Source organism: Halobacillus yeomjeoni (assembly GCF_020171525.1).
Classification (GTDB): Bacteria; Bacillota; Bacilli; order Bacillales; family Halobacillaceae; genus Halobacillus; species Halobacillus yeomjeoni.
The window spans coordinates 215,535-228,941 of the sequence record NZ_JAIVAI010000003.1 but is presented as its reverse complement, the minus strand read 5'-3'; the positions used below and the strand labels follow the sequence as shown (position 1 = coordinate 228,941).

Genomic DNA, 13,407 nt, shown 5'->3' with positions numbered 1-13,407 from the left:
AGATCGTAGTTTTAAGTATGATTTACAATAGTTTTACATTTTGTTAGAAAAATATAACATTTCATATTACAATGGTGGAGCGTGAAAAACATAATAATAATAAATTTTTTAGGGTGAATTAAAGTGTATAAAAAAGTTTTTCAAACATTTCCTTTACTACTTGTATATATTTCAGTATTTTCACTACTTTATGCAGGTGTCAGCTTGGCAGGAAACTCTAGCTGGGGAAGTGTTGTAGATTCGGTGCAATTACATACGTTTTCTATAGTAGGATCCATAGTAGGAATATCTTTAATTGTTTGGTGTTTAACTATTTGGTACTTATCTAAATACGAATGGTTTGTTAGAATAATTGACTCTAAATTTTTTAAATTGCTATCTACTATAGTTTTTTCTATATATGTAGGTGGAATTTCAGCCTACCTATTCCTTGCTTTTCATATTGATATCGAAAATATAGGACGTACAACAGAGTGGCTGCAACAATATCCTCAACGATTTGGTTTTACATGGTTTATATTGTCCTTGCTTACTTTGGGGCTGATCCTCTTAATTGGTGAAGTGTATATGGGGGCTGGAATATCTTTGGTCATTTATTTTGTAATAGCCATTGTCAACTATTACAAAAAAATTTATCGAAGTGAGCCACTTTTTCCAAACGATTTCACTCAAATAGGTCAATTGAATGAAGTAATTCCATTCGTTTCAAAGTCTATTCCACTTTTGTACACCTTGATGATCATTTTGATCTTAGTCTTCTCTATTTTTGTCTGGTATAAGTCCCCTAAATTGAAAGTAGGATGGATTACAAGGCTCTTTTTATTAATTCCAATTGCTTATCTTATCTATTCTTTTTTATTATATGAAGATACATTTACTGAAAAATATTACGATAAATACACATCGATAATGCCATGGAACCAGCAAAACAATTATTATTATAATGGTCCTGTCATAGGTATGATATCCAATATCAAACTGGACATTGTAGAGAAGCCTGGAAAATATAATCGTGAAGTTATGGCAAATACGCTCAACGAAATTAAGGAAGTCGCAAAAGATGATAAGGGGAGTCAAAAAGAATTTCTTCCAAATATAGTTTTTCTAATGAATGAAACATTCTGGGACCCTACACAACTAGATGTTAAATTTTCTGAGGATCCAATGCCGAATATCAGAAGGCTTATGACCATAAATCCCTCAGGAACATTATTCAGCCCTTCGTTCGGCGGGGAAACTGCTAATGTGGAATTTGAAGCATTGACGAGTTATTCTATGGACTTCATCAATCCAGGCGGTAATCCTTTTAACCAGTTATTAGCTAACCAAAAATATCCTTCATTCGTAACTTATTTGAATAACAGAGGTTATTTTAGTGAGGCTATTCATCCTAATAGTGGGAATTTATATAGGCGTAAACGTGTCTATCCTAATTTAGAGTTCAATCGATGGAAGTTCCTTGAAGATATGACTTATACAGAAAAAGATAACAAGCAATTCGTTTCGGATGAGTCTGTTGTTAAAGAATTGCTATCGACAATTGAAGAGAAAGATCAGCCCGCATTCATCCATGCTGTGACTATTGCCAATCACCTGCCTTATGATGCTGATAAATATAAAGGTGGTAGTACAATTGAGGTAGAAGGCGAGGGACTGTCTCAAGAATCAAAGACGAGGATAGAAGTCTATGCTGAGGGAATAAAACGGTCAGATACAACCATTCAGAGGTTATATGAAAAGATTCAATCGATGGAAGAGCCGACATTAGTGGTATTTTTTGGAGACCATCTACCTTCTATTGGTGCGAATTTGAAAGCATTCAAAGAAACCGGATTCGGAGATGAAGAGAGTCAACAAAAGATGTCAAAATTTTATGAGACACCTTTGTTATTCATGTCTAACTTTGACACTGGTTTACCTCAAGAAATTGGAACGGTAAGTCCGATTTATATAGCCCCTATGGTAACAGATTCATTGGACTTTAAAACTCACTTGTTTTATGAATATATGAATGAGATGAAACAAGAAATCCCAGCTTTCAAAGATCTTATTTATATTGATAAGGAGGCAGGTACAGTTCATTCCATGGGTGAACTCCCTTCAACAACGAAATCATTGTTACAAGATTATCATAGGATACAATACGACACATTAGCAGGCAAAGAGTATATACTTGATACTCTATATGACTGAAAAACAGAAATAGAAATGCGCCCTTCGGTACAAAACCGCAGGGCGCATTTTTTAAGCTGCATCTTCCTCGTCTTCCTCATTTTCTTCATCATCATCTTCTAAGCTTTCAAAACCATCGACTTCAAAGATTTCAACAGTGTTTGATGGTAGAGGAATAGACAAGATGCCTTCTTCATTTTCGTATTCTTTTTCGGAAAGCAATGACTCCAGCTCCAGATCATCACTGCCAGAATAAAAGCCAGCTATATTTAAACTGCGTTGATTAGAGCTTTTATTAAACAGGATAAGCACTCGTTCATCTTCCAGCACACGTTCTAAGACCATGACATCTTCATCTGAATAAAGAATGTTCATGTCACCGTGTGTCAAAGCTTCATTGTCTTTTCTTATCTCGATCAATTGCTCGTAATAGGCTTTTAAGTCTTGATTTTGTTTTTCTTCATCCCAAATCATCATTTCACGGTAGTATCTGTCCTTCCACTCATTGACTGCGTTATGATCTCCACTTTGAGATAATCCTACTTCATCCCCGTAATAGATGATCGGGGCGCCTGGCAGGGTAAATTGCAGGGTGGCTGCCATTTTCATCGTTTCCACATTTCCATCAGCTTCATAGATAAAGCGAGGCATGTCGTGGCTGTCGAGGAATGTGGCAGGCAGATATTCCTGGCCATATGTGCTGCGTATCGTTTTCAATGAGTCAGCCAGCTGATCCATAGAATCATTTTTTATAAAAGTATCATAGATGGCCGATTGAGTAGCAAAGTCAATCGCCCCATCCAGTTTGCCTGTGTAGGAATCGATGGTATCCAGGTTGTCCCAAATCTCACCAAAAATGAATGCTTCTGAATCAATCTCTTTCACTTTATGACGGAAATCCACCCAGAAGCTTTGGCTCGGTCCTTTTGCATAGTCTAAACGGAAGCCATCCACACCGATGTCCTCCATCCAGAAAGAAACGACTTCATTCAGCATGTAGTCCCGCACTTCCGGGTTGTCGTTGTTCAGTTCTGGAAGTTCTTGAATGCCATAAAACGTTTCATACCTTTCCGGCCATTTCAAGAATGTATACCAGTCATAGTACCGGCTGGACTCTCCATTATCCAAAGCATCCTGGAAAAACGGGTGTTGATTGGAGGTGTGATTCGGTACCAGGTCGTAAATGACTTTGATATCCCGCTGATGGGCTTTGTGGACGAGTTCCTTCATTAACTCATTGTTCCCAAAGCGTGGGTCGATGTTCATAAAGTCCGTCGGATGATACCCGTGAGAATATGGCCCTTCATAGATCGGAGAAACCCAAATGGTGTTTATTCCTAAGTCATCAATGTAGTCAAGCTTTTCTAGTAACCCTTGAAGGTCTCCTCCCATCCATCCTTTCAACTGCTCATCGTAAGGAATGGTCTCATTCACGGAGGTGTTGTTTTTGCTGCTTCCATCATGGAAGCGATCGACGAACACCTGATAGATGATAGATTCTTTCGCCCATTCTGGTGATTGGAAGTCGTCCACGTAATAGGCGAACTCCGTAGCTTTTTGAGAATAAAGAACGTCATTATCTGCAAATTGAGAGCCTTTGATAGCAGAATTCCATACATCAATTTTGTATTTGACTCTCGTTTCATTCGCTTGTGCAGGAATCGTGCCTGTGAATGTTGTCGTGTGTAAGCCATCTTTAGTGGTTTTATCAATGACGCTCAGCGCTGAGACCTGCCCACTTTGAGCTTGTCCGCGTTTTCCTTTTGGTGTCGTACCATCAGTAGTGAAATAAATAGCTCCATTGTCCACATTTCCGTAATGATCCACTTTGACTGTCACTTCGACAGCATCATTCTGATCAGGGGTATATGGGGAATAATTGAAATCATGAGTGATGTCCTTGGCAATCGGAATATTCACCCAGTCTTGTATGCGATCTTCATACGTTTGGTTTTCTTCAGCGAATGTGACTGTCCTGGGTTGGTCTCGTTCTTCTTTGTAAGGTTCTCCACCAAGACTGTATAAATAAGATAAAGTTTCACCGGGTTCTCCATAAACGGTTACTTCATATTTTCGTTCACCGGTTTTAGTTAAGGGGGCCGCTGTATAATTGAAATTATTTTTACTAGAAGCAAGGGTAGGGGTTACCCAGCCCGGTGTTTCTTCAGGCACAGTCACCTCTAACGTAAGACTTCCAGCTTGTGTAGCTGCAAAATCTACATCTACTGTTCGCATTTCTTGGGGATAAAAGGTGAAAACATAATCCCCATCCTGTGGAGGGGTATAGGACAAGTTGCTTCCACTCATCCAGTTTCCATCATACACATACTTGAATTGAACCTCTTTTCCACCTTCTAATGCAATAGGTTCACTTTTCCATACACCATTTGCGCCGTCATAATGAAGAGGGTTATCATTTGAACCCCAATCAAGCGACGCTGCGTTTCCGCGTAAGACGACGGAAGAGTACTGTTGTTCTTCAGCCTTTACCACCTTTTGTGCAACCGGTTGCGCAAATGACACTAAAAAAACTAATAAGCTTATAAGCAAAATCCAACTTTTTTTCAAGGCAGCTCCCTACTTTCTAAATGGTTTCTTTGCAATCGCTTACATTATAAAGGAAATGATTTCCTTTGTCTACAAGGCTATGGTTATATCTTCCTCTCAAATGAGAGTGTGAATCAGGGGGAGAGCACAGGGCCTCAGACAAACAACAGCCTGGGCCAATACCCGAATAGCTTCACATATTCAGAGAAAGCTATAAATTCTTCTACTTTAGATAGACCATCTTTCGGATTGAAGAATGATGATGCGAAGGAATAGGTAAGTTCAATCTGGTGATCGTAGATATCGTCAAAAGTCATTCGGGTTCTCCGCGAATGATAGTCACTGGTCACGATGATTGCGGATTTGATATTTTTTCTTTCCACAATCTCTTTGGAGAAGAGTGCATTATCGAATGTGCTTGTAGCATGAGGCTCTGAAATCAAGTCGTCCTCAGGAACCCCGAGCTCTGTTGCCTTTTTAACAGTAGTCCATTGGTGTTTCGAATTGGTAAGGATGATTTTCTCTCCCCATCCATTTTCATAAAGTTCTACGGCTTTCTCCATCCGCTCTTTACTGCCGCTGAGAAGGATGATTGCTTCAGACGGCTTCGCATCGCTTTTTATTTCCAGGTAATCAGCGCCGAGAATGAACGGGAGCATTAAAATCAACACACATAGCATAAAGGTGGAGGCTAGTGTAAGAAGTATGTATTTCTTTATTTGTCGGATGGAAAAGTTCAATGGATGACCGCCTCTCTACATTATGGAATATTTTACTATAACTCTTTAGACTTAACATTAAACCATATTTTGAAAATTTATAGGGATTTGACACTTGTAATTTCTTGTCGATTAGAGTAACATTATCTGTAAACCTTTTTATTAGAATTGTTTGTTAATTTGATGAAAGCCGATTCAACGCTGTTGAAAATGTGGTAGAGGAAGGGTAGGAAAATTATGATCAAGCCTGATGAACGAGTAGCAACACCTGGTCAAGTCGTAACTTTTGAACGGAATGATATCACTTTTACAGGGAAAGTCATCCCTAGTCAATGCCAACGGTCGGTTATTGTTGATTTGACAATCATGGATAACTTGGATGAAATCGATTTTGAATACGATCGTACGGTGGTTGCCCATACAAATTACCGTATTATAGACTAATAAATCACTGTAACCCCCTCTCCTCTGAGAGGGGGTTATTTATAGTGAAGGTCTGCTGTCATAAAAGAATATATTGTAAAATATTAAGCTTAACCTGAATATAGTGCAAAATGCTGTAGGAAGTTATAGGAAATTGTACTACTATAATAGATGAGGATTAGGAGATGTGCGAATCGCTTCTGAATCAACAAGGGAAGGGTGAAGTGGGTTGGCACAACTAAGCAGACTATTTTTAGACATGGAAGAGTTATCTGTTTTTGGCAGGTACAGTGTTCGTATTGATCAGACGATTGTCATCGAACCGAAACGCCAATTGACGGAGACTACATTCAGGAGAATTCAGGAAACGAAACCAGTCATTCATCATATCAGTATCAAGGACGCAGGAGTGAAGCCTTTTCTTGAGTTCAAAGGTCCTTACAGATTCAAGAAAGTGAATGGCGTGCTGGTTTTTGAGAGAGTTGCTTCCTGATGATGAAATGATGAAAAAGCCCGTTTGAGAGTAGATCTCAAACGGGCTTTTTACGTTCAGGCAGAAGTTTGGTTAGATTGTTCTTTATCCGGGGCTTTGACCAGCCCCAGCTCTTTCTTCAATTTCGTTTGAATTTCTTTCAGCCCTTCATCTGAGGGGACAAAATAATACAAACCATTTTCCAGGCGTTTATTCTCTCCTTCAATCGAGTAGGATTGTGTCGTTGATTTTTTCGATGAAAAAACTTTTTGGATTGAATAAAGTTCTCTCGGTGATAAGTTTGTGGACACATTCTCTCCCAGTACATCCGCGATGTCTCCGGCTTTGAACAGTGTACCTGCAGAAATCGCTTCATTGATGGCCGCTCTTATGAACTGACGCTGACGTTCTTCACGAGGATAAACCAAGTTCGCTTCCCTTTTCCTCATACGTACAAAGGCAAGTGCTTCTTCTCCATCCATCACCATCGGGCCTTCATCGAACTCGATTTTCTTATACCAATCCAGGCTGCTTCGTTCCCAGAAAGATTCTTTGACATCCACTTCTACCCCATCCAATAAATTCACAATCTCTATGAATCCATCAAAATTGACTGTTGCGAATTTATCAATTGGAATGTCGAGATATTCTTCTACGGTTTCGACCGTCAATCTTTCACCACCATACCCCGACACTTCTCCCATTGAGTAGGCGGCATTGATTTTATGCTGACCTGCATATTTTCTTCCGACTTTCTCCTCTGGAATCGTGACTCTAGTGTCGCGCGGGACGCTGGTCATAGTGATTTTGTTCGTTTTAGGATCGAGGGTCATCACGATTTGCGTGTCTGCCCGTCCGGCTTCGCCGTTTGTCGAATAATCTTCAACGCCCATTAATAAAATAGAAATTGGGTCATCACCGATATCTACGGCTTCTTCTCTTTTGTCTGATTTGTCTCCTCGATTTAAATCCGTAAACGCTGCTGTATAGACTTGAGAAACGAAGTAAAATCCGCCACCGATCAACAGGGCGAACATGATCAATATTGTTGCAATACGTCGTCTTTTCTTTTTTATATTACGTCTTCGAATACGTTCCATTCTTTTGCTCATGGTGTTCACCTCACATACTAACCAATCTCTCAACTTCTTATTCTATCATATATGAAAACACCCGAAGGACATATTTCTATGGAAGGAAAAAGTGTAAACCGCTTGTCATATATAGGTATTTGGTATCGGATAATTGGAATGAATTATCGTTTTTAACAAGAAAATCATACTAATTGGATTTTTTGTTCTTTATAGTGGGAATGAAATCCATGTAGGAAAATGTTGAAGGAGGAACCGTATGTTTCGAAAATCGTTTTTTTATAGTCTTTTTATTTTGTTTTTGGTCTGTACATTCATAACCCCTGTGTCCAAAATGAGCGCGGCGGAAGAAGTACAATCTATAGCGGATGTGAGAAAAAGCAAAGGTGGAGCTCAGGTAGCTGCCAAAGGTGTTGCAACAGCCTCATTTGATGTAGGAGGGGAAACCAACCTCTACATACAAGATGATACTGCGGGTATTGTCGTGAGAGCAGAGGGATTGAATATTGAGGTTGGTGATCGAGTTCAAGCGAGTGGAGAATTCTATGTACATTATGGTTTAGAGCAAATCCAGTCTGACTCTTCCCAAGTGAAGGTTCTAGAAAAAGCAGGAGAACCCGAAGTTAAGAAAATCACTTCTTCTGATTTTGGAGAAGAAGTGGAGGCGGAGCTTGTTCAGGTAGGACCGGTGGAAATTACACAGGTCGATCAATATGGGAACTACACAGCTGAAGATAAAGAAGGAACATTCATAATTCAGCCTCAAGTCGAAAAAAGTCTTGAAGTCGGGAAGACTTATGAACAGATTCAAGGAGTAGTCAGTTACAGTTACGGAGATTACAAGCTGCTGCCCCGCAGCTCCTCCGATATCGTTGAAAAGATATTTTCTGTGACAGCGACCCCTGATTCCGGTGGAGTGGTTACAGGAGAAGAAGTAGCCCTGAACACAGCGGAACCTGGAGCAAGCATTCATTACACGGTAGATGGCTCGACTCCGAATGCAGACAGTCAGAAATACACAGGTCCAATAGAAATCCAGGAAGACGTTAAAATTAAAGCAGTAGCTGTCCGTGAAAACGGGGAGCTAAGTGAAGTCTCTACCTTTGCTTACACGGCTTTAGAGCCTTTGGATGAACTGGAGATCCATGACATCCAGGGGGCAGGACATATCTCTCCTTATGCAGGGAGTGTCGTTGAAGGAGTCGAAGGTGTGGTGACAAAAGTCGATGGAAAAAACACTTTTTACATGCAAAGCCTGAACCCCGATGATGATATCGCCACATCAGAAGGGATTCTTGTATATAACAAGTCGCATTCTTTAAAAGTAGGCGATCATTTAGAAATCACAGGAAAAGTCAAAGAATGGCGTGAAGATGGTTTTAACGATGCTGATGATTTGCTGACGACTGAAATATCAGCGTATGACGTCAATGTATTGTCATCCAGCCATGATCTCCCTGCCCCTGTAGTCATTGGAGAAGACCGTGAACAACCGACAGAAGTGATAGAAAACGATGGAATGGATTCATTCGATCCAAAAAAAGACGGATTGGATTTCTATGAAAGCCTGGAGGGGATGTTAGTCGAGCTTCCTGAGCCGAAAGTGAGCGGCCCGGTCAAATATGATGAGCTCCCTGTGTTTGTCGAAGCAAGTGAAGATCAACTGTTTACCAGAGCGGAAGGGTTATTGATTTCTGAAGAAGATCTTAATCCGGAACGTATTTTAGTGGATGTTAAAGGCTTAGGGGTCCAGGCGAAGACCGGTGATTATTTTGAAGAAAGTATCACAGGGATAGTCAGTTACGATTATAGTAATTTCAAAATTCGTCCGACCGGTGATTTCCCTTCTATAAAAGATGGAGGAACAGAGCGGCAGGAAGCGAAATTGAAAAACAATAAAATCAAACTGACTGTAGCCAGTTATAATGTTGAAAATTTCTCAGCCGAAACCAAACCTGAAAAAGTGAAGAAAATCGCTTCTTCCATTGTCGATCGATTGAATACTCCCGATATCATCGGACTGATTGAAATGCAGGACAATAATGGTCCTGGAGATGATGGAACGGTGGATGCAAGTGAGAGTTATCAAAAGTTGATTGATGCGATTAAAGAAGCTGGTGGACCTTCCTATGAATTTACTGATATCGCCCCTGAAGACAAAGAGGATGGCGGGCAGCCCGGTGGAAACATTCGTGTCGGATTCCTTTACAATCCCGATCGAGTTTCTATGCCGGAGAAGCCTGATGGGGACGCGACTACAGCAGTAGATGTGAAAGAGGATGGCTTAACTCTAAACCCTGGAAGAATTGATCCGACAAACGGAGCTTTTTACGACTCCAGAAAACCGCTGGCAGCTGAATTTGTATTCAATGGTGAAAAAATTGTTGTCGTTGCCAATCATTTCAATTCCAAGGGTGGAGACGACGCTTTATTCGGATCTTCTCACCCGGTAGAATTGAACTCTGAAAAGCAGCGCCTTCAGCAAGCGATTGTCGTCAACAAGTTCGTGAATAAAGTGGATGAAAAAATGAAAGATGCGAAAGTTGTGGTTCTAGGGGACCTGAATGACTTTGAATTCTCTTCCCCTATTGATACCCTTGAAGGCAATGTGCTGAAGAACATGATGGAAGAAGTTCCTCATGAAGAACGGTATACGTATATTTATCAAGGCAATTCACAAGTGCTGGATCACATATTAGTCAGTCACAATTTGAAAAAAGACACCAAAATCGAAACCGTAAACATCAACTCGGATTTTTCTAAGGAATCCGGCCGGGCAAGTGACCACGATCCAGTCCTTGCTCAAATCAAAATCAAGAAAAATAAAGCCAAGGATGATGAAAAGTGGTTCAGCTGGTTTGATGATTTTTGGAATCAATATTTCGGTGAAGTGGAATTTGAATGATAAAAAAACTCCCCGTGCTGCACGGGGAGTTTTCTCTTTATATTTCTTCTCGTTCTAGGATGAGATAGTTCATTTCTTTTTTATCGATGCTGTTGTAGCGCTTGGCGTTGAAAGCGTAGAAAATGATTCCTATCAAGATCCATATTCCAAGTGCCATATACGATTCTTTTCCTAAAGAGGCCGGTGAACCTGGGAATAACAGCAGTACAAGGAACCCTAGTGCGCTGATGACCCCGATCAATGATAAGAGTTTCTTACCTGGAGCCACGACATCTTCCTTACTTTTGGAAGCCTGGCTTGGGGACCAGCGGAAGAATTTATAGGCCGTCGCTGTACAGAAGAAATAAGCGATGGCTACACCGGTGGCCGACATATCCACTACCCAGAGCAGCGCCTGTCTTCCGAACCAAGGGGCGATCAGACAGACCACCATCGTAAATAGTATTCCTACATAAGGCGTGTGATATTTGGAATGAAGCTTTCTGAACATGTTCGGTAAAATCCGGGCACGGCCCATAGCAAATGTCAAACGGCTGGCTGAGATGTAGAAACCGTTCAGTCCAGTAAAGATTCCCATAGTAACAGCGATGCCGATGACAAATACACCGATTCTTCCCATATAGCTTTCAATGGCGTCTCCTGTACCCCAGACAGAATTACTGGCTTCAATATCAGCGAGCAGCTGCTGCCAAGGCATCGTACTTGCCGTGATTAAAATCATTGCGCTGTAGGCAAGGCCGGCAGCTAAAAGTGACCAGATGATCAGACCGAACGCTTTTTTAGGTTCGAATTTGAATTCTTCAGCCGCCTGCGGGATATTATCGAAACCGACGTAGGCGAAAGGTGCGAGCGCCAGAATCGATAGGATGGATGCGATGGCAGCCTGGTCAGGTTTGAAGGCCGGCGTGATATTTTGGACACTCGGTCCTTCTGTAAAGATCGCACCCAAGGCTAAAAGTGTAATGCCTGCAATTAAGATTAAGCTGAATACAAACTGCGTCCGACCGGAAAAGCTTGCTCCGCGAATGTTTAAAAAGGCAAATAAGATAAGTGCAATACTTGCAATCGCGATTTGAATAATGGAAACTTCATATCCTGCGACAGTGTATAGATTACCTGTCCGGACAAGCTCCGGGAATAGAAATTTAGCTAAAAGTGCCAAAGCAGATGCGTTCAAAGCGACGATACATATATATCCGAGCGTCAAAAACCATCCGGCAATAAATGCGAAACTCCGTCCGAATCCGATATAAGCGTATGCGAATTCTCCCCCTGTGACGGGGAATTTTTCAATAAGGAAGCCATAACTTACTCCGATCACCATCATAAGGGCTGCGCCTAACAAGATACCAATGACAACTCCGAGAGGTCCTGCCTGGCTGATCCAGTCCGTCGGAAGGACGAAGGCTCCCCAGCCAATCGCAGATCCAAAGGCAATGGCCCAGACCCAGTGAGGCTTCAAAGATCTTTCAAGTTTTTTTCGTTCTCTTTTTTCCATGTGACGTTAATCCTCCTATTTGTTAACCATACGCACCGATTTTACGTATACTTCCGGCTGTATGCAAATGTTCTTTTGTATATAACTCCATTAGGGTTATATTGACTACTTGATTAACGTTCAAACATAAAATGATGATTTTCTTTAAAAATCGTCATTTTTTTGATGACCCCCTCAAAGTGTTACAAGGGTAGCGAAGAAGTATAGAGATTTTCATGCCACCAAAAAAATAATGCTGAGTAGTGAAACTTTAACCAGTTTGAATCGTCTAGAATATAGAAGGTTTATATATGGAATAAATTTACTTTTTTCTATTCGTTTGAAGTTTATTTACTCGCAAATTCGGCTAACGGGTAATGAAGAAAAAAATATATATTCGATTGCCCGTTCTTGTGCTATAATCTTCTAAGATTTAGTGTTCGACAATAACCAACATCTATGCAATGCATGATGGAAAAAATATATCAGCTTACAACGTGTCGGAGAGGACATAATAAACCTGAGGAGGGTCTTTATGGAGTATAAGGCCTTGTTATTCTGCTTTATTGCTTCCATTTTAATCACACCGCTTGTTAAAAAAATCGCAATTAAAATCGGTGCGACCGATCAGCCCAACCATCGTAAAGTGCACAAGATCGTAATGCCCCGTTTAGGAGGCTTGGCGATATTCTTAAGTTTTGCGGCGGGCCTGCTGTTTTTCTTCCCGGAAAGCAATTATACATGGCCTGTATTCATAGGAGCGACAATCATCATCATCACGGGTGTCTTAGATGATATGAGAGAGCTCTCCGCTAAAGTGAAGTTAGGTGGACAACTCCTCGCTGCTGTTGTCGTCGTTCTTGGTGGTGTCCAAGTGGGGTACATCAACCTTCCATTCGGCGGGCAGCTGGAATTCGGTTACCTCAGTATTCCGATCACGATCCTTTGGATTGTCGGGATAACCAATGCCATCAATCTGATTGATGGTCTCGATGGACTTGCTGCCGGAGTTTCATCAATAGCTCTTCTTACGATTTCAGGAATGGCGATCACCATGGGGAACGTATTCGTAGTTTTCGCAGGGTTAATGATGTTAGGAAGTACCTTAGGTTTTCTTATCTACAACTTTTACCCAGCCAAAATATTCATGGGGGATACCGGCGCATTATTTTTAGGTTTCATGATCAGTGTCCTGTCCCTGCTGGGCTTTAAAAATGTAACTTTATTTTCTTTCATCATTCCAGTTATTATACTAGGTGTTCCGATTTCAGATACACTATTTGCCATCGTTCGCCGTGTAATACAACGTAAACCGTTATCAGCACCGGACAAGTCCCATTTACACCATTGTTTGATCAATTTAGGTTACAGTCATCCGGAAACTGTATTGATGATATATGCTGTTAGTGCCTTATTCAGTCTAGCAGCTGTGATTTTCTCACAAGCAACCATGTATGGGTCCCTGCTGGTCATTGGAATGCTGTTCCTGATGATTGAACTGATTGTCGAAATGACAGGTTTGATCGGTAAGGATTATAAGCCGATTCTCAACTTTATCAGGGATTATCGTAAGCGATAAAAAAGCTGTCTCTTTTGAGACA

General features: G+C 40.9%; 9 protein-coding genes. 5 read left to right on the top strand and 4 right to left on the bottom strand.

Annotated features, from left to right (window positions below; all coding sequences use genetic code 11):
- Positions 1–123: 123 nt before the first annotated feature.
- Entirely contained in the window at positions 124–2,193 is a 2,070-nt protein-coding gene (locus tag LCL89_RS16845) for an LTA synthase family protein (RefSeq protein WP_224810234.1), read from the top strand.
- Between the two features lie 51 nt (positions 2,194–2,244).
- On the opposite strand, the gene LCL89_RS11635 is transcribed toward LCL89_RS16845, so the two are convergent.
- Positions 2,245–4,695 (bottom strand): alpha-amylase family glycosyl hydrolase, encoded by a 2,451-nt coding sequence (locus tag LCL89_RS11635; RefSeq protein ID WP_224810233.1) that lies wholly within the window; start codon positions 4,693–4,695, stop codon positions 2,245–2,247.
- A 179-nt stretch (positions 4,696–4,874) separates the two neighbouring features.
- Positions 4,875–5,399, bottom strand: a complete 525-nt coding sequence (locus tag LCL89_RS11630; protein ID WP_224810232.1) for a YdcF family protein — start codon at positions 5,397–5,399, stop codon at positions 4,875–4,877.
- 276 nt (positions 5,400–5,675) lie between these two features.
- Here LCL89_RS11630 and LCL89_RS11625 point away from each other — a divergent pair, with 276 nt between their 5' ends.
- Both LCL89_RS11625 and LCL89_RS11620 read left to right on the top strand, forming a co-directional pair.
- Entirely contained in the window at positions 5,676–5,882 is a 207-nt protein-coding gene (locus LCL89_RS11625) for a YkvS family protein (RefSeq protein ID WP_224810231.1), read from the top strand.
- A 208-nt stretch (positions 5,883–6,090) separates the two neighbouring features.
- Positions 6,091–6,354 carry a hypothetical protein gene (locus LCL89_RS11620; RefSeq protein WP_224810230.1) on the top strand — a complete coding sequence of 88 codons (264 nt, stop codon included), beginning with the start codon at positions 6,091–6,093 and terminating at the stop codon, positions 6,352–6,354.
- Positions 6,355–6,410: 56 nt separating this feature from the next.
- Here LCL89_RS11620 and LCL89_RS11615 read toward each other — a convergent pair whose 3' ends face one another.
- The gene (locus tag LCL89_RS11615) at positions 6,411–7,445 is read right to left on the bottom strand and encodes an LCP family protein (protein ID WP_224810229.1); all 1,035 of its coding nucleotides are present in this window, start codon (positions 7,443–7,445) and stop codon (positions 6,411–6,413) included.
- A 238-nt stretch (positions 7,446–7,683) separates the two neighbouring features.
- Between LCL89_RS11615 and LCL89_RS11610 the strand changes: the two genes are divergently transcribed.
- Complete coding sequence (locus tag LCL89_RS11610; RefSeq protein ID WP_224810228.1) at positions 7,684–10,329, top strand: chitobiase/beta-hexosaminidase C-terminal domain-containing protein; 2,646 nt, start codon at positions 7,684–7,686, stop codon at positions 10,327–10,329.
- Positions 10,330–10,366: 37 nt separating this feature from the next.
- On the opposite strand, the gene LCL89_RS11605 is transcribed toward LCL89_RS11610, so the two are convergent.
- Positions 10,367–11,827 (bottom strand): APC family permease, encoded by a 1,461-nt coding sequence (locus tag LCL89_RS11605; RefSeq protein ID WP_224810227.1) that lies wholly within the window; start codon positions 11,825–11,827, stop codon positions 10,367–10,369.
- A gap of 514 nt (positions 11,828–12,341) precedes the next feature.
- Between LCL89_RS11605 and LCL89_RS11600 the strand changes: the two genes are divergently transcribed.
- Positions 12,342–13,385, top strand: coding sequence for a glycosyltransferase family 4 protein (locus LCL89_RS11600; RefSeq protein ID WP_224810226.1), 1,044 nt, complete (start codon positions 12,342–12,344; stop codon positions 13,383–13,385).
- The last annotated feature ends 22 nt before the right edge of the window (positions 13,386–13,407 follow it).

Bases quoted from the DNA above. Each gene is read 5' to 3' on its own strand.
- LCL89_RS11630 (WP_224810232.1), bottom strand. From the start codon at position 5,399: ATGCTATGTGTGTTGATTTTAATGCTCCCGTTCATTCTCGGCGCTGAT.
- LCL89_RS11625 (WP_224810231.1), top strand. From the start codon at position 5,676: ATGATCAAGCCTGATGAACGAGTAGCAACACCTGGTCAAGTCGTAACT.
- LCL89_RS11615 (WP_224810229.1), bottom strand. From the start codon at position 7,445: ATGAGCAAAAGAATGGAACGTATTCGAAGACGTAATATAAAAAAGAAA.
- LCL89_RS11610 (WP_224810228.1), top strand. From the start codon at position 7,684: ATGTTTCGAAAATCGTTTTTTTATAGTCTTTTTATTTTGTTTTTGGTC.
- LCL89_RS11605 (WP_224810227.1), bottom strand. From the start codon at position 11,827: ATGGAAAAAAGAGAACGAAAAAAACTTGAAAGATCTTTGAAGCCTCAC.
- LCL89_RS11600 (WP_224810226.1), top strand. From the start codon at position 12,342: ATGGAGTATAAGGCCTTGTTATTCTGCTTTATTGCTTCCATTTTAATC.